Genomic DNA, 24,108 nt, shown 5'->3' with positions numbered 1-24,108 from the left:
TGTATCTTCGTTAGTAGAAACCTGTTCTTTCCCCCGCACCTATCTATTATGAGTATCTTTATTGGCCTGGGCAGTTGCCTATTGTGCTTCTTTCTGAGGTATCAGTCCGAGTTACGCACTAGTGGAATCTATACTGCCAGTCGTTTAGCACTGATTCAAACCTTACTGGTCCACGCCGTTTTAGTCTTTATCTACAGTGAAACCTTTTCTGCTTTTAACCAGCTCAATACACGAACGGCAACGGCCTTCTGGCTTGTGATTTCGGGTATTTGGATAGGGCTGGGTATACGAAGCAAGATGTTTAAGACCAAGGATTTATACCTTCAGTTGATTCAAATCTTCCGATTTAGTGCCTTCCCAACGGTCTATAAATTTATCTTCTGGGTTGCTATTCTATTTTTTATCGCTCCTTTAGGCTTATTAGCCGTGTACTCCACGCCTAATAATTACGACTCTAATAGTTACCACATCACCCGCATTCTGGTCTGGCTACTTAATCAAAATCTGGATCATTTCCCCACGACACATATTCAGCAACTCTACCATAATGTTTTTGCCGAATATCTGATTCTTCAGGTCTTCTTACTTACAGGTACCGATCAGCTGATTAATGTCATTCAATTCGGAGCTATGCTAGGCTCACTATCCGTGGTAAGCTTATTCGGAAAACGATTAGGCATGGACTATAAAGGTCAATTTTTAATTGGTATTTTACTATTCACCTTGCCGATTGGCATCTTTGAAAGTACAACTACGCAGAGTGATTATGTAGCCTGTTTTTTATTCCTGTGTTTCGTGTACGGGGGCTTTCAACTTATTGATGCCTATACGTATAAAAATGGCTTATTCTGTTGCGTTGCTCTGGCTCTCGGAGGTTTCACGAAGTACCCGATCTTCTTTTTTGCCTGCCCGTTCGCACTCTATTTCGGACTAACCCTCCTCATCCGTCAGGGGTTTAAACCTACCGCTCAGCTCCTGATTCTGGCCGTAGTTTGCATGATCCTAACCTTTACGCCTTTTTTCGTTCGGAACTATAGCCTTTTTCACCACGTACTGAGTCCGCCGGAAGGTTCTGCTTTTTTGCGGAGAAAATCCCCTGCGATCGGCATTCGGTGGCATACACCATTTCCAACGTGGTGAAAAACGCAGGCTTACACGTAGCCCTACCGTACAATCACTACAATGTTTTTACGGATTCGGTGATTCAGTGGATTCATGAAAAGATTGGCGTATCGGTAAACGAACCTGCCATCAGTCTGAATGCGTACGCGACCACTTTTTCCGTACAGGAAGATATGGTACCCAATACCTTACACTTTGTATTACTGCTAATCAATGCGATTTTTCTGTTTTCCCAGCGGGGTAACAGGGAGGTGAAAATGCTGGTTATTCTCGCCTCAATCGGTATGATTATCTTCTGTACACTGCTGAAATTTCAGTCCTGGAGTACACGTACGCACATGCCTTTTTTTGCCATTGGAACCATTGTAATTGGGTTTGTATACCAGAAAGTGCTAAAGCTGCGGCAATCCGTTTTTATCGTTTTTCTTCTGTTGTCCTGCATTCCCTTTGTGTACGGGAATTCCAATAAAATGCTCGTTCCTACCCGATATTTTTCTAAAAGAATCGTCGCTCACATTCCCAAAACGGTCAATGTAAGTAGTCTGAAAATGAAGCAGCAACTGGAACCTTCGCTGGGCCCGTACTATGATTTTAATTCTACGCTGGTGAAATACTCGTATCCGATCAAGGACGTATACCCCTATAGCGAACGGATGAAGATTTTTTCAGTGCTGGACGACGCCGGTTATTTTGACCTGGAAAAACAGGAAGATGTTTTCTCCATCGACCGAACCAAAGCGTACTTCATGAGTCATATTCACGATTATGAACCGTTCCGGCAGGTACTACCCGCGGTTGGAAGTGATGTGAAAAATGTAGGCTTCTTTTTTCGCGAAGGTGTCGGGTTCTATCACTTTTGGGCAAGCGTAATGCATCGGAATCATCCGGATGTTCACTTCAATTATATCTATTACCCGGCCGGGTTTTCGTCGCTGGCAAATGCCCAACGTCCATTTGCGTATAACTATATTTTAACGGACGATTTAGAGCTGGTAAAACAGCATATACCCGCTTCGCAAATTGGGTCTATTCATTCGTCCAGCCGGTACCATGTCATTCGGTTGAAAACCAGTTCTACGGAAAAATACACCTACGATACGTCCCATTAACGGTCCAGGGTAGAGTGCTTTTCGGTATCCCGCATACGTAAACTTACCCAGAGCGACAGGGCAATACAGGCCGTCAGGTACCAGTAGAACCAGTCGGCGTGCCCTCGGTCCTTGAACAATAAGGCAATATATTCGGCCGTGCCACCAAACAATGCGACGGCCAGTGCGTAGGGGAAGCTAACCCCCAGTGAACGAACGTGTACGGGGAAAAGCTCGGCTTTGATAATAGCCGAAATGGACGTACTCATACTGAGAATCAGCATGGCCAGCATGATGAGCAGCGTGGCTGTCCAGCGATCCTGGGTTTGACTGAGCAACGTCAGAATCGGGTAGGTGGTCAGTACCGCCAGAATGCCGTACAGAATCATCAGGCGTTTACGGCCTATCCGGTCGCCCAGCAGGCCCAGTATAGGCTGGGCTAGCATGAAGACAATCAGCGTAACGACCATGATGGCAGTAGCGTCGTTTTTGCTGAATCCGGCGGTATTGACCAGAAACTTCTGCATATACGTCGTGAAGGTGTAATACGAAACCGTCAGACCAATGGTGAAGCCAATGACCAGCCGTAGTTCAGGAGCGTATTTGACGAGTTCTTTCAGCGAGCCCCGTTGCTCCAGTTGCGTTGTTTCCTGAGCGAACGATTGCGTCTCAACGAGTCCTCGTCGCAGGTAAATGGCCGAAAGAGCCAGGACGGCCCCAATCCCAAAGGGAATTCGCCAGCCCCAATCGCTGAGTTGCTCAGACGTTAAGGCGTATCGTTGAAGAATCATTAAAATACCGAGGGCGACCAATTGTCCCATCGTGGTGGTGACGTACTGAAAGCTGGAATAAAAGCCCCGCAGGTGTCGGGGAGCCATTTCGCTGAGGTACGTGGCCGCCGTACCGTATTCGCCACCAATACTAATGCCCTGAATCATGCGAGCCACTACCAGCAGGAGCGGAGCCAGCAGGCCAATCCGATCGTACCCGGGTACCAGGGCAATCAGTAAAGAGCCCGCACTCATGAGCAGTACCGAAAACGTAAGAGCTGATTTACGACCGTAGCGGTCGGCATACCGACCCATCAACCAGCCGCCGATCGGTCGCATGAGGAAACCAATGGCAAAAATCCCGGCGGTATTAAGCAATTGAGCCGTTTCGTTGTCTTTCGGGAAAAAGGCACTGGCAAAGTAGAGGGAAAAGACCGAGTACGCGTACCAGTCGTACCACTCAATCAGGTTGCCAATGGATCCGCCCAAGATGGAGCGAAATTGCTGACGAACGGAAAGGGCAGGCCTTGCAAGCGGAGTATTCATCGGATCACAGAGGGGAAGAGAAAGACAGCGAATTCTCCCGCAGGATACGATAAAATGAGGGGAAAAACTAGTGAGGTAGGGTGTTTGAATTTAGGTTTGAAGTTTGATTCGATTAAAGTTTTAGAGGTTGATACCTTAGAAATAGACCGAACCGATTCAAAAGAATAGCCCCTTGGAGAGGCGGGGCTGTTAGGTGGACTAGATCCGTTCGAACACCATCCGGTAATGTTCCATGGTTTCGTGTTCGAAACACAAGCGATTTGGGCTGACCCGGAATACCGCAATCAAATCCCGGAATGATTTATCACGCAGAAATTTGGGCATCAACGTAGCATAGAGCCAGTATTTCTGAAGATTGAACGCCCGGAATCGCTTTCGCCACTGACCGATGGTTTCAATATAATCCAATCGACCACTGCTCATCGAAACCAGTTTGAAATGCGGTTTTGCATTTTCAATCACCTGCTCCGGGCCCGACGGAAGCCAGGAGCCCGGAAACTGAGCAATCATCAGGGCCAAGGCGTAGGCGGGCGAGTCTTTGGGAGCGTTCAGGCTGATTTCCTCCAGCGGAATCATGTTTTTGCCAAACACCATTGTCTGAATGTAGCAGCGTTTACCACAGGGTAATAATTCAGCTATATTCCGAAAGAAGTCAGCATAAACCGGATCCTGCTTTCCGGCTTTAAATTCTTCGATGGAGCAGAAATGTTCCATGGCACCCACGCTGACGACGGCATCGAAAGTGCCAAAATCGGAAGCTCGTACCTGACGACAATCTTTCAAAACGACGTCCAAGCCACTGGCCTGGCAAGCCGCCGCCTGCCCCTGTGAAAGCGTAAGGCCCTTCGCGGTAGCACCTAGGTTTCTAGCGTACATCAGGAAAGGTCCCCAGCCGCAGCCCATATCCAAAACCCGTGATTCGGGTCCAATCTGCAGCTGATCGGCGATAAACTGATGTTTTCGCCGTTGGGCCTCTTCGAGCGAAAGTGAAAAATCTCCCTCGTAGCGGGCACCACTGTAGTCGCCATTCGGGCCCAAACTGAGGCGAAAAATTTTATCAATCGTAGTGTACGTAAAATCCAGATGTTCCTGAGATGCCATAAGTGTAGGAATTAAGGACTACGACTTCTGTCGTTTGAATGAAAATTATCGCTTTCGATTGAATAAGACTATACGTACAAGGGGGGCATTTGTGCTTTTATATCAATTGTTTAGTCGAAAAAAGCGATTGATTTAAGCGATGATTTGTGTAAAAGAAGAGTAGCGATAAAATTTTTTAAAAATCTACAAAATAGGATTATGGCCGGATGTGAAAAGTATACTTACTTCCTATCAAACTATAATAAACGTTTACGGGTGAGTTGTTTCGAAAGTTAATTGTGTGCTTTAAGCGTAAGGCAGACTGGAGAAAGGTTCGGCGTAGGTTGAGGTACACGAAGCACAGCTTTCCAGGCATACGCAAAGAATGTATGCGAGCAATCCCATTCTCAAAGTATACAGGGGCGTATAAAACTACAACAGATGACGTGTAGGAAAAGAAGTCTCTAAATACGGAAGTAGTAATGTTTTACTATATTCAAAAGGCACTCAGACGTTTCCACTGATGGCTTAATTTACTGGAATTCGAACGCGGACGGCCAATTTCAGGACCCCTTGCATCCATGCAGATACGATAAATGAATACCCCTAAAAACAAACAGACCCACTCATTACTGAGCAGGTCTGTTTGACTTTCGGTCGGGATGGCGGGATTCGAACCCACGACCCCTTGCACCCCATGCAAGTACGCTACCGGACTGCGCCACATCCCGAAATGTGGGTGCAAATATAGGGCTTGAAAGGCCGTTTGCGTGACTTTAGCCCAAGAATTTTTAATAAAAAAGCTTCCCGAAACTGGTTCGGGAAGCTAATGTATTGACTTTCAATTAGTAGTAGTCGGCATTAATTGCGGCCACCTACGGCACCACTGCCACCCTGACGCTGTTGTTGCATCGGGTTTTGGGGCTGCTGACCACCCTGACGCTGCTTGAACATCTGGAAACGCGTGGGCTGAGCCGCCTGACGGGGATAGCTGTTGTTTTCCGTATCGATGTCGGCAATCTCCTGGAAGGGGTCCAGCGTCCATTGGGTAACCTTCTTATCCGTCGGAATGATTTTCTTGATGCTGACATCGTTCATCCGCCAGATTTCAGCCGGGAAACGGAATACTTCCGTGGTTCCGTCTTCATACTTCGCCTGAAGAATCACGGGCATCGGTACGCCACCTTTGTTTTTCAGGCTCAGCGTATAGAAGTTTTTGCCGGATTGCAGCAGCTTCCGCTCGTCTTCCGTTAACGTCGCCAGGTAATCAGCGTACTTCTTCTTATCGGATTCCGTAACGGCGTACCGATCGTAGCTGTTGTAGAAGTCATTCATCGCCGGATTCGCTTCCACGACCGTCTGCTTGATGTCTTTCTTGTTCCGTTCTACGGCCATCGTCTGACGTTTCTTTTCGTCCACGGCTTTCTGAGCGGCCTTGGCAATCGCCGGGTCCATGGCGTCGATAGCAAACCATTCGACTTCGGCCAGATCCTGATCTACGGGTTCTACGCCATAGAACCAGCCTTTCCAGAACCAGTCCAGATCCACGCCTGAAGCATCTTCCATCGTACGGAAGAAGTCCGCCGGAGTAGGGTGCTTGAAGGCCCAGCGACGAGCGTATTCCTGGAACGCGTAATCGAATAATTCACGACCCATAACGGTTTCACGCAAAATGTTCAGAGCCGTAGCGGGTTTCGCGTAAGCGTTGGGTCCAAATTGCATGATGTTATCCGAAGAAGCCATGATCGGTACCTGCGTATTCGAAGAAGAACGCATATAATCTACAATGTACTGAGGCTCACCGCGACGGCTGGGATAGTTCCGGTCCCACTCCTGCTCAGCCAGATACTGGCAGAACGTGTTCAAACCTTCGTCCATCCACGACCACTGACGTTCATCCGAGTTTACAATCATGGGGAAGAAGTTGTGACCTACTTCGTGGATGATTACTCCAATCATACCGTATTTCACGGATTCAGAATACGTACCATCCGCCTCCGGACGACCTCCATTGAAGCTGATCATTGGATACTCCATACCGCCGCCGGGCGTAGCGTGGCAGGAAATGGCCACGGGGTAGGGGTAGGGAATCGTGCGAGCCGAGTAACTCTTCAGCGTATGGGCCACTACCTGCGTCGAGTATTTCTCCCACAGCGGGTTTCCTTCTTTCGAGAAGTAGCTCATACACAGGATGTCTTTACCCTGTACGTTCGTCATCATGGCATCCCAGATGAACTTACGGCTGCTGGTAAAGGCAAAGTCACGTACGTTGTCAGCTTTGAATACCCAGGTTTTCTTACCCGTTGCCTTGTTTTTCTCGGCGGCTACGGCTTCATCCTGCGTAACGATCAGCGTAGGCTCCTTGAAGTTTTTCTTCGCTTTGTTCAGGCGATCCATCTGTGTTTTGGACAGTACCTGCGAATAGTTCTGGCACTCGCCCGTAGCACCCACAATGTGGTCGTTGGGAGCGGTGATGGCTACCTTATAATTACCGAAAGGTACCGTAAACTCACCCTGACCCAGGAATTGCTTGTGTTGCCAGCCGTTTACGTCATCATATACCGCCATCCGGGGGAACCAGTGAGCGATGAAGTAATTATAGTTACCATCTTTGAACAACTCATAACCCGAGCGGCCGTAGTATTCCGTGATGTTATAATTCCATTCAACCGAAAAGCTTACGGATTGATTGGGCTTCAAAGGCGTCGGTAAGTCCACCCGCATCATCGTGTGGTTGGTTACCGTATGCAGGGGATTCCCCTTTGCATCTTTTACCGAAAGAATATTGTAACCATACTCCTTGGCATTACCTCCGGCCAGCTTCGTCAGTTGAGCCGCCGACATACCCTGGGGATTGACGCCACCTAACTGCGTCGTGGCCCCGATCGCATCCTTCTTGAATAAGTTCTGATCCAGTTGAATCCAGAGGTACGGCAGATCGTCCGGCGAGTGATTGAAATAGGTAACCGTTTCGGAACCGATGATGCGTTGGTTGGCGTCGTCAAGCTCCACTTTAATGTCATAGTCCGCCCGTTGTTGCCAGTACTCTTTGCCGGGAGCTCCGGAAGCTGAACGGGTAGAATTAGGCGTAGGCAGAGCCGTGCCTAATTGTTCGAAGCGGGTGTTGGCATTAAACTCCGCTGAGGGAAGATTGCCCCGTTGGGCGTACACTGAAGGCCAAAACGCACAAAAGGTGCCGATGGCCAGAATCAATCGTCTCATCCGTGATGAAGCTAAAATTAGGTGAACAGTGCTTCGAAGATACAGAAAATTTGGCGAACGCCGAGGGAAAGCGTTTAGCCTTCGGCGATTGGGGGGATTTCCGCGACAAGACCCTAAATCTGAGATTAAAATTCAGACTGCTTTCGGGTAAAAGGCTCAAAATCAAGGTAGAGCCATATTATCAAATTGTTAAGCCCACCCCCGCGAAACTTCACTTTCTGATAAAACTGCCGAAAAACTCAGGTAATACGCCCGAGCGAATTTTGTGCCAGCAACTACCAATTGAAACGAATCAACTTATGAAACCCTCACAGACGCATATGCAACGTCTACTATTTACCTGTTTTCTGACCCTCACCGGCTTTATCTCCTTAGCCCAGACTGGAATTATTCGTGGTAAAATCAACGATGCCAAAACCAAGGAAGGCATCATTGGAGCAACGGTTCGACTCGACGGTACGAACCTGGGTACTCAAACCGACGCCACGGGAGCGTTCACGATCAACAACATTCCCGCCGGAACGCACAAAGTATTTGTCACCTACATTTCGTATCAAACCCGCGAAATCCCGAGTGTGCGGGTAGAATCGGGAAACACGACAGTACTGGAAACGGAACTAATCGAAGAAGGAAAGAATCTTTCCGACGTAGTGGTTCGGGCCGCTCGCTCTACCAACACCGAAGTAGCGGTTATTTCCGAAATCAAGCAATTCAAACCGATTGCGGTTGGGATTTCTTCCATGCAAATTCAAAAATCCCAGGACCGCGACGCAGCGGCAGCCATTCGTCGGGTACCGGGGATTTCCATTGTAGATAACCGTTTTGTAATGGTTCGGGGCTTAAGCTCCCGCTACAATACGGTAATGGTCAATGACATGATCACGCCTTCATCGGAAGTAGACGTACGGGCCTTTTCCTTTGACCTCATTCCCAGTAACATTCTGGACCGCATGATTATCTTCAAATCAGGTGCGGCCGAATTACCCGGTGACTTTGCCGGTGGCGTCATCAAGATTTATACGAAGAAAAAACCCGATAATAATTTTACGGATGCGGGTTTCACCGTTGGCTACCGGGCCAATACGACGTTTCAAAGTGCTCAAACGCACGATCGGGGTGATTTAGCCTGGTTGGGTTTATGGGATAAGTCGCAGCAAATTCCTACCAGCTTCCCCGCAACCGCCAATGCCTTTAACGGCCTGAATGCGACGACTCGGGCTTCTTACGCTCAGTTGTTTCCGAATACCTGGGGACTGAAGAACATGACCGTTTCACCAGATATTCGCTTTGCCTTCAACATGGGTCGTCGGATCGACATCGGCGATAAACGTTTAAGCAGCCTGACGAGTGTGAACTACTCGATGACGAATCAGGTAGCAGGTATCGAGCTGAATACGTTCAATAACGGAGCTTCCGTGAATGATTACGCCGAGAGAAACCACGATCAGAGTTTCCAACGGAATACGCGTTTAGGCGTTTTACAAAACTGGACCTTACGTTTTAATCCAAATTTCACGCTGGAGTGGAAGACCTTATTCAACCAGTTAGGAAACACGGAAACGGTTATACGGGAAGGAAAAAACTTTTCAATCGAGCAAGATCGTCTGAGCTACTCGCAACGGTTTGAGAACCGTAGTATCCTAACGAGTCAAATTTCCGGAGAGCATCAGATTGATGAAGCAACGAAGTTAGACTGGATGGGTGGATTTGGTTTTACGGGTCGCTGGGAGCCGGATTGGAAACGCGTTCGTTACATCCGTCCTTCTAATTCTGATCAACCCTTTACGGTTTCAACACCGAACGATCCTACCCCGCAGGAATCAGGCCGTTTCTGGTCTACGCTTCACGAATACGTGTATACGGGTTCTGTGAACTTCCAGAAGAAATTAGGTAACCCGGCGGATCGTGACCCTGCCGTCATTCGGGCAGGAGCTTACCTGGAACAGAAAGACCGTGATTTCAATGCTCGCTTTTATGGCTACCAGCGTTTAGGCAATGTTCAGAACGTTGCTACGCAGGGCATTGGACAAGTATTTAGTCAGCAGAACGTCGGAGGAGTAGAAGGAACCTATTCGATGCTGGACGGAACCAAACCAACGGACGCGTACAATGCAACGAACACCTATGCGGCAGCTTATGTAGGCGGTGACATCAACTTCTCTCCCAAAGCGAGCTTAACCCTGGGTTTCCGTGGCGAATACAACATCCGGAAGTTAGGTAACATGCTTCAGTCAGCACTGGTGAATCAGTCGGTATTCAGTCCGCTTCCTTCGGCCAACTTTACCTATAAACTGAATGACAAACAGAACGTACGCCTAGCTTATTCGTATACCGTAAACCGTCCGGAATTTAGGGAGCAGGCTCCGTTTAACTATTTCGACTTTGCCCTGAACGCTGACATTCGCGGGAACGAAACGCTGGTCAATGCTCAGATTCAGAACGTAGATGCGAAATGGGAACTGTACCCCAGTGATGGCGAAGTAATCTCAATTACCGGTTTCTACAAATCATTCAAAAATCCGATTGAAAGTTTTCTGATTCCTCAGGTCAACGGTCTGGCTTATACCTTCATCAACTCGAAGAGTGCGATGAGTTACGGAATCGAGCTGGAGGCCCGCAAATCACTGGCTAACTCCAGTAGCGAATTCCTGAAGAATCTGACCCTGGTAGCAAACCTGTCACTCATTCAGAGTAAAATCAAACTGGGCGATTTTGTAACGGCCCCTGGTTTGAGCGGCGTCGTACAGACCATCGACATTCGTGGCCTGACGGACACGGAGCGTCCGATGATGAACCAGTCTCCTTACCTGATTAACGCGGGTGTTTACTACGCTGATAAAAACGGCTGGCAGGCGAACATCCTTTACAACGTATTCGGTCCCCGAATTTTCGCCGTAGGAAACGTCGACAATCCGACTATTTACGAAATGCCCCGTAGCGTAGTTGACCTGAACGTAAGCAAAACCTTTAGCAAAAAGTGGGAACTGCGTTTGGGAATCCAGGATCTGTTGAATCAGGCAGTTCGTCTGGAGCAGGACTTTGATCGGAACGGAAAAATCAACGGTGGTTCAGAACAGACCATCCGTAGTTTCAAAAGAGGCAGTTACAGCACGCTTAGCGTAGTGTACTCATTCGGAAGAAGAACCATTATTCCTTAATAAAACAGTAAGATCAATTAATTCAAACCTTTATTAGTTATGCAATTGTTCAAACGAGTGAATATTGCTGTCCTGTCCCTGTTAACCACAGGTGTACTGCTGACAAACTGTAAAAACGACGAGTCACCAGCACCTGCCTTAAGCATTACCGGAGTGAATCCCGCCTCTGCTCCCGTAGGTACGGATATTACTATTTCAGGTACTGAATTTGGTACAAATGCTTCCAACGTTACGATCACTTTTACGGGTAATGTGACGGCTACGCCTAAAACGGTTGCTGCAACCAGCATGACGACAACGGTACCCGCCGGTGCCCAAGATGGTCCTATTACGGTGAAAGTAGGCGATAAAACGGCTACGAGTTCATCTAATTTCACGCTGTCTACGAAGCCCGTTGTGGAAGTTTCTGGAAGAATTACGGCTAATACAACCTGGACTGCTGGCAACGTGTATCTGCTGAAAGGATACGTTTACGTAAACAGTGGCGTTACGCTGACCATTCAACCTGGTACGATCATCAAAGGGGGTGGAAAAGAACTGGATCCTAATGCTCGTGCCGCTACCCTGATTATCACCAAAGGAGCCAAAATCATGGCTGAAGGTACTGAAACACAGCCTATTGTATTTACGTCTTCCAAGCCAGCCGGTTCTCGTAACTACGGTGACTGGGGTGGTGTGGTAATCGCGGGTAATGGTACGCACAACCAGATTACGCAAAAGGATTTTGAAGGGGGTATTGAAGGCAACTTGGCTCCCAGTGCCAATCTGGTAGCTACGGACAATTCAGGTAGTCTAAAATATGTTCGTATTGAGTTTGCTGGGGTCGCTCTGTCTGCTGCGACTAACTCGGAGATCAACGGATTAACGTTTTACGGGGTAGGTTCAGGTACGACGGTTGATTACGTACAGGTTTCCTACAGCGGTGACGATGCCTTCGAATGGTTTGGTGGTTCAGTAAACGCCAAACACCTGGTGGCTTATCGTACTTGGGATGATGATTTTGATACCGATTTCGGTTACAATGGTAAAGTACAGTACGCTCTGGCTCTTCGTGATCCCGAGTATGCCGATCAGTCTTTCTCCAATGGTTTTGAATCAGACAACCAGGGTGGCGACGGTACGAACTCAGGGGTGGTGCCAGAACCTATGACCTCTCCTGTGTTTGCGAACGTAAGTATCTTCGGAACGAGCGGTACCCCTACCAACGCAACCATTAAAGGAAACGGTGGCTATCAGTCAGCGATGCACCTGCGTCGTGCTACCTCTCTGAGCGTATTTAACTCATTATTCGTTGGTTTTCCCGAAGGTCTTCGTCTGGATAACGTAACGACGTTGCCCAACACGGTTGGTAACCCCTCCAGCATGCAGATTCGTAAAGTGATTCTGGCAAATGTAAATACGCCCGTACGTGGTGGTAATAACCTAACGGACGCCCAGGCTCAAACGTTCTTTAACACAACGGCTTTCGCTAACCAGATTATTGCTGCGGCGAACGTATCTACGCTGGCTTTGAATGACAATAACTGGAAACTGGACGGTACCGCAAGCTTCCTTCCTAAAACGGGTTCTCCGCTGCTGACGGGTGCGGTTTGGACGGACAAAGCTTCCGATGCTTTCTTCACGAAAGAAACGTTTATCGGTGCCTTCGGAACGACGAACTGGACGGCTAACTGGACCAACTTCAATCCGCAGAATACGAACTACGACAAATAGAAATTACGGATTTTTCATATTGGTGTTGCTCGAAAAGCCGGAGGTGCTGCCTCCGGTTTTTCTACGTTTAAAGCGTAAAATCGGTACTATAGGAAAGCTATTGTTCAGAATACTCCTGGCAGCTTTGCTTACATTATTTGTACATGCTCTGGTGTATGGTCTGGTAGCGGAGCCTAATACAGGCGAAGGGATTGAATCAGTGTTACGTCAGGCCTTTGGCTGGTTTATAGCTATGGTGATCTTTGGCGTATTGTTCGTATACATAGTTCCGATCGCGATCTTTCATGCCCTAATCAATGCTTTAAAGCTCAAAAATCCTTTTCTGTATGTGGTCTTGGGAATCGCCTGTTTCAGTTTGGCAGGAATGATTTTCCATCAGATTGGTAGGGGAACATTAAGTTTTATCAACAACCTGCCTGTATGGGCCATAGCGGGTTTTACGTACGGAGTCATGTACGTCCGCTGGCTTCAGAAGTACATCCGATTCTGGACGGTTTAAACTGAAAGAAGCTCCGGCAGGACTGGACCCGCCGGAGCTTCTCTTTTAAACGTAATCCTTAATACCCCGAATTCTGCGTATATAGTCCCGGCTGGGCGTCCAGCTCGGCCTGTGGAAGGGGATAGATGATGTATTCCTTCACGAACGCCTGCATTTGTTTCTGTACATCTTCCCTGGCTATCCAGGCTGGAATGAGGGTGGTAATTTGTCCGCTGCGAACGAGGTCGTGCCAGCGGGTACCTTCGGCGGCGAATTCCAGGCGACGTTCGTCATAGAGTTGAGCCAGCGTTACGTTCGAAACGGGATCGAGTCCCGCCCGCGTACGTACCTGATTGACAATGGCATCCACATCCGCCTGACTGCCCGTAGCTCCTTTGAGTATACACTCGGCTTTCAGCATCAGAATGTCTGTATAGCGGCTGACAATGAAGTTGATGGGCCAATCGACCCGGTTCACGGGTACTTTCGTCAGATCAATGTATTTCTTGAAAAACGACCGATTTTCAGTCACGCCGTTGTACGTATAACCCGTCTGAATAGTAAAGGCTTTCCGGACATCTTTCGCCGTGTATTGATTTAAGAGATCATTCGCTACGGGACGAATCGTCAGGCCGCCCTGCGTAGGTTTTCCGTTCGATTGAAACCAGGTATCGGGAGCGAGTAACCAGGGAAACGTGCCCCCCACGACGGGCGTCAGACCCGTGACGTATTGAATGTCAAAAACTACTTCCGGGTTATTCTCATTGGTGTACGAAAAGATGTCGCTGTATTTGGCCGCCAGTGCGTACTTCCCACTGGCAATAATATCATTGAGTTGAGCCAGTGCCAGATTCCATTCGTTCAATCCCAGACCAGGTCCTTCAATGGAGTAGTTCGGAGCCGAGCGGGTCATGTACACCAGTGCCAGAATCGCTTTGGCCGCAAACTTCGTGGCTCGTCCCCGGTCGGCCGTAGCGTAGGTCTCGGGCAGGTTCGTTACGGCAAATTGCAGGTCCGATAAAATCAGATTATATACATCCGTAACCGAGCTTCGCTGAATGGTTTTGGCTTCTGCCGCCGTAACGGGGTGATCGATGACGGGTACTTTTCCGAATAAGCGAACCAGATCGAAGTACATAAAAGCCCGCAGAAACCTGGCTTCCGCCTCCAGCCGCGTACGCAGCGTGGCATCGGTGATGATCGAACCTTTTTGTACGAGTTGATCCAGCACGACGTTGGCCCGGTAAATGCCGTTGAAGTTGACATTCCAGGCATCCGTAACGTAAGGGTTACTGGCAATCGTTTTATGAAAACTATTGATGCCTTCCCAGTCGCGTACACCCCCGTCGGAAACGGCGTATAAATTGTCCGAACGCGTTTCGGAGAGGTTCAGTAACCGATCCGGGTAAGTCCGCAAATCGCTGTATACGGCATTAACCCCCTGAATGAAATCAGCCTGTTGGGTGTAAAAAGTTTCGGTGGTACCCGCAGAAATCGGCGTTTGGTATAAATCATCCGTGCAGGAAGTAACCAGGGCTGTCAGGAACGCGGTTACTAGTAAATATCGTCTTTTCATGGAAGTCCAGTATCAGAAAGTTAAGTTCACACCAAAGATGAGCGAGCGGGCAATGGGCAGTCCACCGTAATCACCGGCTTCGGGATAGGAGCTATCCCCGCTCAGGTTCGTGTTGGTGGCTTCGGGGTTCAGGCCTCCTTTGTATTTATCCCAGCCAAAGAAGTTCTCGGCCGTGACGTAAATGCGGGCTCCCTGAATCTGAGGTACCTTAACTACGGATTTCAGGTTGTACCCCAGCGTGATGTTCCGAACGCGAACGTAATCTGACGAATACAGCCAGTCGGTGTTTTTGATCCGGCCAAACGTCGAGTATACCTTACCTACCTGACCGGCACCCGGATCTTCGGGCGAACGCCAGCGATCGCGGTAGAAACCCAGGGCATTATCCACCACGCCCTGTCCGGTACGACCCAGGGCCCGACCCAGCAGCGAGTAAATCGACCCGCCATTCTGACCCTGCACCAATACGCTCAAATCGAAGTTTTTGTAACGGAAATTGTTGGTGATTCCCCAGGTATACTTGGGATTCGGTTGACCCACGATGACGCGGTCGTTGGCATCAATCACGCCGTCGCCGTTGGCATCGAAGTATTTGGGATCGCCCACCGTTTGCGAGCCGTACAAAGCCGCTTTGTTATTGATGTCCTGCTGGCTAAGAATGCCGACCTGACGAACGACGTAAATACTGTACAGCGGATCACCGACGCGAAGAATGGAGTGGGAAATATCAAACGACGAAGGAATGAGAATCTGGCTCTGCCCACCCGCCAGCGAAATGACTTTGTTGGCGTTGTGACTAAAATTGAGCGAGGTATTCCATTTGAAGGCTCCCGTCAGGTTATTCGTATTCAGCTGCAACTCCCAGCCCGCGTTGCGTACGCTTCCGGCGTTCCCCAGCGAGGACGTAAAGCCCGTCACGCCGAGGGTCGGTACGTTGAGCAACAAAGCCGTATTGGTCTTCCGGTACACGTCAAAGGAAGCCGTAACGCGGTTACGCAGGATGGAGAAGTCAACCCCTACATCGAAGGTCTGCGATTTTTCCCAGGAAAGGTTCGTGTTGACAATGCCGCTCGGAGCCTGACCAATCGCGTTTATTCCGTTGAACGTGTAGTTGTAGGTAGCGAGCGTCGGTAAGGTGCTGTAGTCACCGATGTTGTAGTTGCCGGAAGTACCCCAGCTACCGCGTAATTTCAGATCATTGATGGCCGTAACGGATTCCATGAAAGGTTCTTCCGAAATCCGCCAGCCTACGGAAGCGGAAGGGAAAACGCCCCATTAGTATCCGCTCCGAAGCGGGAGGAGCCATCCTGCCGAACACTGGCCGTAAACAGGTATTTGCCGCTGTAGCTATACTGGGCCCGTCCGAAGAAAGAGATCAGCACGTTGCGGGCTTCGCTGGTATTTCCCGTAATTCCGTTCGCGGCGTTCAGCGTCGTGATGGCGTTATTGCTGAAACCACCGTTGGAACTCATGTTCGATAGTTCGATTTTATCGGACGTGTACGAAATACCGCCCAACAGCGAGAGGTCGTGCTTCTCGGCGAAGACTTTCGAGTACGACAGCGTGTTTTCGTTCACAAACGTACGTTTCCGATACGTGTTGAAAGAACCGGAGGTCAGAATGGTTTGCTGGGCGTTCCGGGCTTCAAGCGAACTGGCAACGGAGTACGGCGTGTAGCCTTTCGCCGTATTATCGGTATTGTCCAGATTCAGCGTGGTTTTCCAGAAAAGGCCTTTCGCCAGCTGGTATTCACCGAACAAAGAACCCAGGGTACGGAAGCGTTTGGTTTCCCCGATCACCCGTTCGAGCTTGGCAATGGGACTATTGGCAGAAGTACTCCAGCGGTACTGGCCAATGCTGCCGCTGTTGGGATACAGACCTGCACTGGCTTCCTGCACGGGGGAGTAACTCAGCAGCTGGTGCAGAATGTTATCTTTTCCTTCAACGCCGGGATCATGGTTGATCGAGAACGTAGGGGCCAGATTGACGCCAATTTTCAGGTTTTTACTAGCCTTTACTTCGACATTCGCCCGGGCTGAATAGGCCGTATAGTCGGTATTGATGACCATGCCCTGCTGTTTCACGTAATTTCCTGAAACGTAGTAGTTGACGTTTTCCGATCCGCCACTCGCCGAAATCTGGTAGTTCTGTACCGCCCCTTTGCGGAAGGCTTCATCCTGCCAGTCAATGAATTGTAGGCCCGGGTAGCCGGGTTGCGACCAGCGGTCGTCGGTCATGTACGTCGTATTGACCTGACCTTCGGCCAATCCTAAAATAGTCCGGCGTTCGGCATTGGTTTGCGTAGCCGTACGGCCCGAGCCGGAAGCGACCCACTGGGCGTTGATAATTTCGGTAGCCCGGTCAATCCACTCCGGACCATTCAGCATGTCGAGTTTACGACTGCGTTCCATGTAGCCGCCGTACGCGTTAACGGTAATCGTGCTTTTACCGCTTTGCCCGCGTTTGGTGGTAATCAACACGACGCCGTTAGCCGCCCGCGAACCGTAAATGGCCGCCGCCGCCGCGTCTTTCAGTACCTGAATCGACTCAATGTCGTTGGGGTTCATGTTATCGAGCGGGTTGCCCGTCGCAAAGTTTCCGGAACCATTGGGAGCTGCCGTTGCCAGCGGAAAGCCATCGATGACGTACAGCGGTTCATTGCCCGCCGTAATCGAACCTGAGCCCCGTACCTGTACACTGAGGCCCTTGCCCAGGGCTCCGCTGGTTTGTTTTACCTGTACCCCCGCCAGTTGGCCCACCAGAGCCTGATCCACGCGAAGTACGGGGCGTTCGTCCAGATTTCTGGCGTTGAGTGAAGTGATGGCACCGGTAACGTCCGTTTTCCGGGCTGTACCGTACCCAATCACCACGACTTCATTGAGAGCCTTGGTATCGGGTTGCAGCGTAACGTTCAGCGTGGTTTGTCCGTTGACGGGCAGTTCCTGGGTAATGTAGCCGATGGAGGAGACTACCAGCGTACCCGTTTTCCCTTCAAAGCGAAGGGTATACTGGCCGTCCGCATTCGTGACCGTACCGAGGTTCGTGCCTTTGATGGTGACGCTGGCTCCGGGAATGCCCTGCTTGGCATCGTTGGAAGTCACCGTGCCCGTAATTCCCTGTGCAAAAGCTAGGTTTCCTGTTAACAGGAAAAACACCACCCAAAGGTATACGGGTGGTCGAGTAAACCATTTTTTCATAAGATAATGCTGCAGAAGTAATGTGTTAGGAAACAGAATGGCACTTTATTGATTACAAATATTATTTAAGTAAGTAAAGGGGCTGTCATGTACTTTCCTGCCGATGGCAAGAATAGAGGGAAAGAAGAGACGAGGAAAGACGATACGGAGGCGTTTAAAACGAAAAGGACGACTAGCTATTTTTTTAGGAGATTACTCGCTCAGTATCAGGAAAAATAACTACCTTTGCCTTCCGTTTTGAAAAAAGCGGATTCACTAAAATTCAGCCGGAGCTTCGCCCGGTCGGCTGATGTATCCAGGGCGAGCCAAAAATCTCTTATGGCACAACCTCAAGTAACTGATTTTGATTGGGATCACGCGGACAACCGTGGCTTTGGTAGTGGTTACTCTAAAGCTCAGCGTGATGAACTGGCTGCTCTGTACGAAGGTACGCTGAGCCAGGTAGCTGAAAAAGAAGTAGTAAAAGGTACCGTGGTTGGAATTACGGATCGTGAAGTAATTCTGAACATCGGTTTCAAATCCGACGGGATGGTTCCCCGTACGGAATTCCGTGACATGCCCGAGCTGAAAGCCGGTGATGAAGTGGAAGTGTACATTGAAAATCAGGAAGACCCCAATGGTCAGCTGATTCTTTCCCGCAAAAAAGCGAAAGTAATCACGGCTTGGGATAATATTCAGAAGGCTCTGGATCAAGACCTCGTGATCGATGGTTTTGTGAAGCGTCGGACGAAAGGTGGTTTGATCGTAGATATCTACGGCATCGAAGCCTTCTTGCCCGGTTCTCAAATCGACGTAAAACCCATCCGCGACTTCGACGTTTTCGTTGGCAAGCGTATGGAGGTGAAAGTGGTGAAAATCAACTACGCCAATGATAACGTAGTCGTTTCACACAAAGTCCTCATCGAGAAAGACCTCGAGCAGCAACGTCAGCAAATCCTGACGAACCTGGAAAAAGGTCAGGTACTCGAAGGCGTGATCAAAAACATGACCAATTTCGGTGTATTCATCGATCTGGGTGGTGTCGATGGTCTGCTGCACATTACCGATATCTCCTGGGGTCGTATCAACCACCCAAGCGAAGTCCTCAAACTGGACCAACGCATTCAGGTGGTTGTACTGGATTTCGACGAAGACAAGAAGCGTATCTCTCTCGGCATGAAGCAATTGACGGCTCATCCTTGGGAAGCACTTCCTGCCGAAGTAGAACCCGGTGCCCGCGTAAAAGGCAAAATCGTGAACGTAGCCGATTACGGTGCGTTCCTGGAAGTTCAGCCGGGCGTAGAAGGTCTGATTCACGTGTCAGAAATGTCATGGTCTCAGCACCTGCGTAACCCTCAGGACTTCCTGAAAGTGGGTGACGAAATCGAAGCCGTTGTACTGACGATCGATCGTAGCGAACGCAAAATGTCTCTGGGTATCAAGCAACTGACGCCTGATCCCTGGACTCGTCCTGAGCTGCTGTCGAAGTACGCTCCGGGTACGAAACACTCAGGAACGGTTCGTAACCTGACGAACTTCGGTCTCTTCCTCGAAATGGAAGAAGGAATCGATGGTCTGGTTCACGTATCTGACCTGTCCTGGACTCGCAAGATCAAGCATCCTTCTGAGTACACGAAAGTAGGTGACAAAATGGACGTAGTCGTTCTGGAACTCGACGCTGAAAACCGTCGTCTGTCTCTGGGCCACAAACAACTCGAAGAAAACCCCTGGGATACGTTCGAGAACGTCTTCACCATCGGATCCGTACACAAAGGAACGATCATTGCCAAGTCTGACAAGTTTGCTCAGATTGAGCTGCCCTACGGTATCGAAGGACAGGCTCCGATCAAGCAACTGGCGAAAGAAGATGGTTCGAACGCTGAAGTAGGTGAGTCTATCGACTTCAAAGTGATCGAATTCCATAAAGAAGAACGTCGTATCGTTGTTTCTCATACGAAAGTATGGGGCGACGTGAAGGATGAAGTGAAAGCCGAAGAGAAGAAGAAAACGCAAAAAGCGGTAGAGAAAACCAACTCTTCTGCTTCTGCTGAAAAATCAACTCTGGGTGATCTCGACGCTCTGGCTGCTCTGAAAGAGCAAATGGAACGTGGAAACTAATTCCTGACGCGAATTACTAAAGCAAGGGCGAGCCGAAAGGTTCGCCCTTCTTTTTTAGGACTCTCTTTCAAAAGGGCTTGTTACAAGTAGCTCTGTATCAGTAAGCTGATCGAGAAAATGAATATCTTTTCAGAAAAAGATAAAAAAAACACCTCTTTTTCTGAAATCAGCTAATTTTCCCCTTATTTTTGCAGCCTCAAGAGCAAAAGAAGCTTTTGAAAAATCACAAGGTACCATGGCCGAGAGGCTAGGCAGAGGTCTGCAAAACCTCCCACAGCGGTTCGAATCCGCTTGGTACCTCCCTAAAAAATCCCTGAGCTCTCCTCGGGGTTTTTTTATTCATAGTCTTTTTGGTTTGAAGCAATCGCGGTGCTGACGAAGGAGGACGGATTTTGCGGAAGACTGTAAACTCGAATACTGAAACTGAGTTTTTAATAGACCGACCAATGTCTCAAAGAAAAATCACTTCTGCTCTTCTCTCCGTTTATCATAAGGAAGGCCTGGCACCCATCGTAGAATCGCTGCACCGTCAGGGTGTACAGTTGTATTCAACGGGTGGTACGCAGTCGTTTATCGAAGAAATGGGCATTCCCGTAACGCCCGTCGAGGATCTGACCAGCTATCCTTCCATCTTCGGAGGCCGGGTAAAAACCCTTCACCCCAAAATCTTCGGCGGCATTCTGTACCGCCGCGATAACGAAGAAGACGTAAAAACGGCAGAACAGTATGAAATTCCCGCGATTGATCTGGTCGTAGTGGATCTGTATCCGTTCGAAGAAACCGTAGCCGCGGGTGGTAGTAACGAAGACATCATCGAGAAGATTGATATTGGCGGCATTTCGCTGATTCGCGGAGCGGCTAAAAACTTTGAAGATGTACTCATCGTTTCGCACCGTAGCCAGTACGCCGAACTGCTCCGCATTCTCTCGGAACACCAGGCCGTAACCAGCCTTGAACTACGCCGTTACTTTGCTACGCTGGCTTTTGGTGTTACGTCTCAATACGATTCTGCGATTTATCAGTGGTTTGCCGGACAAACCTACACGGGTCGGGCGGCTGATATTTTCAACTTCAAGCAATTGCCCCAGAACTCCCTGCGGTACGGCGAAAACCCGCACCAGTCGGCTACGTTTTACGGCGATCTGAAAAGCATGTTCGATCAACTGAACGGCAAAGAGCTTTCCTACAACAACCTGGTTGATGTGGATGCCTCCGTGCAATTGATCGATGAATTTACGGATACGACATTCGTGATCATCAAGCATACCAACGCTTGCGGGGTAGCCACGGCTCCTACAGCGAAAGAAGCGTATCTGAACGCCCTTTCCTGCGATCCGGTATCGGCCTTTGGCGGTGTGATCGTAACGAATACGAAAGTGGATATGGCCGTTGCCGAAGAATTGAACAAACTGTTCATGGAAATTCTGATCGCTCCGGAATACGATGAAGCAGCTCTGGACCTGCTGAAATCGAAAAAGAATCGTATCCTGCTCAAGCGTAATGTAGTGCAACCCACGAAACACATGTTCAAAACGGTGTTGAATGGTGTATTGGTGCAGGATAAAGACACGGTAGCAGAAACCGCCGCTGAAATGTCGCCGAAAACGGAGAAAGCTCCGACCGAAAGCGAATACAAGGCTCTGGAATTTGCGTTGAAAGTGTGTAAGCACACGAAATCCAATACGATCGTTCTGGCGAAAGAAAACCAGTTGCTGGCGAGTGGCGTGGGACAAACCTCCCGCGTAGATGCCCTGAAACAGGCGATTACGAAAGCAAAAGAATTCGGATTCGATCTCAACGGAGCCGTCATGGCTTCCGATGCTTTCTTTCCCTTTGCCGACTGCGTAGAAATCGCTCATCAGGCGGGTGTTACGGCGGTGGTACAACCGGGAGGATCGGTTCGGGATCAGGATTCCATTAATTATTGCAATGAGAACGGACTGGCCATGGTATTCACCGGCGTTCGTCACTTCAAGCACTAATTCTAAAGTTATCCACAGACTTTAAAAGCGTTCATTTCTTCGGGAATGGACGCTTTTTCGTTTTCATACGGCTTGTCTTGGGCTTTGAAAGGGAAATTTTGTTTGGCGAAGCATAGTTATCCACAGGATATAAAAGTTATCCACATTACTGAATGAAGGTATGGAGAAGAAAAAGAACTGATTCCAGCAAAAGCTTTGGTCTGGATTGCGTATGCAAAATGAGGTACAGGTTTCAAAAAATCGCTCTATTAAGGAAAGGACGCTCTAAACCTTTTTCCTGGTATGAGAAATGTACTCGGTCTTTTCTTGCTTACGGTGTCGTCGTGTATCGCTCAAACTCAACAGAGGGTACCACCGATACCCACTACTGAACGGCAGGCCTTGGGATTTATCCACAATCCGGAATTATTTCCAGAAGAGAACATGGACTTTCCCCTTGCAGCGGGAATGTTTGCTCCCACCTGGCAATCCATCGACGAAAAATACCCCGGTCAGCCAGACTGGTGGCGGGAGGGCAAGTTGGGCATTTTCATTCACTGGGGACCGCAGGCGGCGGGCGAAAGCGGTGACTGGTACGCCCGTCGTTTGTACGAAGAAGGTACGGAGCCGTACCAAAATCATCTTAAACGTTTTGGACACCCGTCGGAATTCGGCTACAAAGAGGTGCTTCACCAGTGGAACCCTACTGATTGGAATCCGGCGGCTCTGGTTCAGGCGTATAAAGATGCTGGGTTTCGTTACGCTTTGGTGGTGGGCGTTCACCACGATAACTACGACTTGTGGAATTCGCAGTACCATCCCTGGAACTCCGTACGCGTGGGTCCGAAAAAGGATTTTCTGGCTTTGTGGAAGAAAGAATTACAAAAACAGGGCCTACGTTTTGGTGTGGCTTTTCACCACGAGTATACCTGGTGGTGGTGGCAGGATGCTTTTGGTGCGGATAAAAACGGCCCTAAAGCGGGTGTACCGTACGACGGCAGCTTGACCCTGGCCGATGGAAAGGGAAAATGGTGGGAGGGACTCGATCCGCGTCGGCTCTACGGGATTCCCATTCGCTACGATAGTTTGGTCCATGAGGGCAAACCCTTTACCATTCCCACGATCGCTTTTGGGAATCAGGGTATTTTTGGAAATCACCTGACCTACGCCCGCTGGTACGCCACGCAATGGGCCCTGCGAATCCAGGACGTAATCGATCACTATGATCCAGATTTCATTTATACCGATGGCAATAGTACCCAGCCTTTTAGCGGTTACAAAAGTGGTTCGGGGTATCGGAGTGATGCCGGAGCCCGGATTGTAGCTGACTTTTACAACAAAGGCAGTCGGGGCAAAAAGCTTGATAAGTTGAGTATCGTGAAGTTTATTCCGACGAACCGGGGAGCGGGGCGAACCTTTGAGGGAAGTTATCCACCGGGTATCAAAACCGACCAGCCCTGGATGGCGGACATGGCCGTAGGCGACTGGTTTTATCAACCGGATTTTTACTACGATGCCGGAATGGTAATCCGGGCTCTGCTGGAATACGTCTCGCGGGATGGGAACCTGACGCTCTGCGTATCGCTCACGCCCAGCGGAGGGATGGATGCCGGCAGTGCCCGGATGTTAAAAGCAATTGGAGCCTGGATGCGAATCAATGGGGAAGGTATCTACGGAAGTCATGCCTGGAAGGAATACGGCGAAGGAGAATGGGTGAAAGACCCAAAGAATCCAGATAAACCCGCCAAATTGCGAAACTTACCCGGTGGAAAACTGGGAAAACGTCACGCCGAGTTTCCGTTTAGTACCAAAGATTTTCGCTTTACGCGGGGCAAAGACGGGAGCATATACGCCTACGGAATGACCGTCCCGAAGTCCGGTGAAGTACTGACGATTCAATCGCTGGGAAAGAAAGCCGGATTACTTAAACAGCCCATTCGGTCAGTACAGTTACTGGGCAGTACCCAAAAACTTCGCTGGGTTCAGACAGAGGCCAGTTTGCAGATTACCTATCCCAAAGGGTTATCTTTAGAACACGTGGTTGGATTCAGGATTCGATGAAACACAAAAACGGCTTCTCTGGAAGGAAAAGCCGTTTTT

At 49.3% G+C, this 24,108-nt stretch carries 14 protein-coding genes and 2 tRNA genes; 9 read left to right on the top strand and 7 right to left on the bottom strand.

Annotation, left to right across the window (positions count from 1 at the left end):
* Positions 1-48: 48 nt before the first annotated feature.
* Both BWI93_RS14285 and BWI93_RS14280 read left to right on the top strand, forming a co-directional pair.
* The gene (locus BWI93_RS14285) at positions 49-1,140 is read left to right on the top strand and encodes a hypothetical protein (protein ID WP_094812423.1); all 1,092 of its coding nucleotides are present in this window, start codon (positions 49-51) and stop codon (positions 1,138-1,140) included.
* Positions 1,113-2,231: a hypothetical protein gene (locus tag BWI93_RS14280; protein WP_141217468.1), complete on the top strand. Its 1,119-nt coding sequence runs from the start codon at positions 1,113-1,115 to the stop codon at positions 2,229-2,231. The genes BWI93_RS14285 and BWI93_RS14280 overlap by 28 nt, the downstream gene beginning before the upstream one ends.
* Here the strand turns inward: BWI93_RS14280 and BWI93_RS14275 are convergent.
* The 4 genes from BWI93_RS14275 to BWI93_RS14260 all read right to left on the bottom strand — a co-directional run bounded on the left by BWI93_RS14275 (position 2,228) and on the right by BWI93_RS14260 (position 7,828).
* A complete protein-coding gene (locus BWI93_RS14275; RefSeq protein ID WP_094812419.1) occupies positions 2,228-3,526 on the bottom strand; it encodes an MFS transporter in 1,299 nt (432 codons plus the stop codon). The two genes, BWI93_RS14280 and BWI93_RS14275, sit on opposite strands and share 4 nt — an antisense overlap.
* 198 nt (positions 3,527-3,724) lie before the next feature.
* On the bottom strand, positions 3,725-4,627 hold the full coding sequence (locus tag BWI93_RS14270) for a cyclopropane-fatty-acyl-phospholipid synthase family protein (RefSeq protein ID WP_094812417.1): 903 nt from the start codon (positions 4,625-4,627) through the stop codon (positions 3,725-3,727).
* A gap of 636 nt (positions 4,628-5,263) precedes the next feature.
* Positions 5,264-5,337, bottom strand: a tRNA-Pro gene (locus BWI93_RS14265).
* Between the two features lie 130 nt (positions 5,338-5,467).
* Complete coding sequence (locus BWI93_RS14260) at positions 5,468-7,828, bottom strand: M1 family metallopeptidase (protein ID WP_094812415.1); 2,361 nt, start codon at positions 7,826-7,828, stop codon at positions 5,468-5,470.
* A gap of 320 nt (positions 7,829-8,148) precedes the next feature.
* Between BWI93_RS14260 and BWI93_RS14255 the strand changes: the two genes are divergently transcribed.
* The 3 genes from BWI93_RS14255 to BWI93_RS14245 all read left to right on the top strand — a co-directional run bounded on the left by BWI93_RS14255 (position 8,149) and on the right by BWI93_RS14245 (position 13,198).
* Entirely contained in the window at positions 8,149-10,986 is a 2,838-nt protein-coding gene (locus tag BWI93_RS14255; RefSeq protein ID WP_094812554.1) for a TonB-dependent receptor, read from the top strand.
* Positions 10,987-11,025: 39 nt separating this feature from the next.
* On the top strand, positions 11,026-12,699 hold the full coding sequence (locus tag BWI93_RS14250; protein WP_094812413.1) for an IPT/TIG domain-containing protein: 1,674 nt from the start codon (positions 11,026-11,028) through the stop codon (positions 12,697-12,699).
* A gap of 124 nt (positions 12,700-12,823) precedes the next feature.
* Positions 12,824-13,198, top strand: coding sequence for a hypothetical protein (locus BWI93_RS14245; protein WP_141217467.1), 375 nt, complete (start codon positions 12,824-12,826; stop codon positions 13,196-13,198).
* A gap of 58 nt (positions 13,199-13,256) precedes the next feature.
* On the opposite strand, the gene BWI93_RS14240 is transcribed toward BWI93_RS14245, so the two are convergent.
* From BWI93_RS14240 to BWI93_RS29600, 3 genes are read right to left on the bottom strand one after another with little or no spacing between them, the layout of a single operon-like run.
* Entirely contained in the window at positions 13,257-14,753 is a 1,497-nt protein-coding gene (locus tag BWI93_RS14240) for a RagB/SusD family nutrient uptake outer membrane protein (protein WP_094812409.1), read from the bottom strand.
* Between the two features lie 12 nt (positions 14,754-14,765).
* Positions 14,766-15,974 (bottom strand): TonB-dependent receptor, encoded by a 1,209-nt coding sequence (locus BWI93_RS29605; protein WP_255157876.1) that lies wholly within the window; start codon positions 15,972-15,974, stop codon positions 14,766-14,768.
* A gap of 26 nt (positions 15,975-16,000) precedes the next feature.
* A complete protein-coding gene (locus BWI93_RS29600) occupies positions 16,001-17,950 on the bottom strand; it encodes a SusC/RagA family TonB-linked outer membrane protein (RefSeq protein WP_217902277.1) in 1,950 nt (649 codons plus the stop codon).
* A 318-nt stretch (positions 17,951-18,268) separates the two neighbouring features.
* Between BWI93_RS29600 and rpsA the strand changes: the two genes are divergently transcribed.
* The 4 genes from rpsA (at position 18,269) to BWI93_RS14215 (ending at position 24,069) form a co-directional block, all read left to right on the top strand.
* The gene (gene rpsA / locus BWI93_RS14230; RefSeq protein WP_094812407.1) at positions 18,269-20,047 is read left to right on the top strand and encodes a 30S ribosomal protein S1; all 1,779 of its coding nucleotides are present in this window, start codon (positions 18,269-18,271) and stop codon (positions 20,045-20,047) included.
* A gap of 229 nt (positions 20,048-20,276) precedes the next feature.
* Positions 20,277-20,347 (top strand) — tRNA-Cys (locus tag BWI93_RS14225).
* Positions 20,348-20,493: 146 nt separating this feature from the next.
* Positions 20,494-22,029, top strand: coding sequence for a bifunctional phosphoribosylaminoimidazolecarboxamide formyltransferase/IMP cyclohydrolase (gene purH, locus BWI93_RS14220; protein WP_094812405.1), 1,536 nt, complete (start codon positions 20,494-20,496; stop codon positions 22,027-22,029).
* Positions 22,030-22,311: 282 nt separating this feature from the next.
* The gene (locus BWI93_RS14215; protein ID WP_094812403.1) at positions 22,312-24,069 is read left to right on the top strand and encodes an alpha-L-fucosidase; all 1,758 of its coding nucleotides are present in this window, start codon (positions 22,312-22,314) and stop codon (positions 24,067-24,069) included.
* Positions 24,070-24,108: the final 39 nt, after the last annotated feature.

Source organism: Siphonobacter sp. BAB-5385 (genome assembly GCF_002261125.1).
Classification (GTDB): Bacteria; Bacteroidota; Bacteroidia; order Cytophagales; family Spirosomataceae; genus Siphonobacter.
Note: the sequence above shows the minus strand (reverse complement) of the source record. Positions and strands in the feature narration are given on the sequence as shown.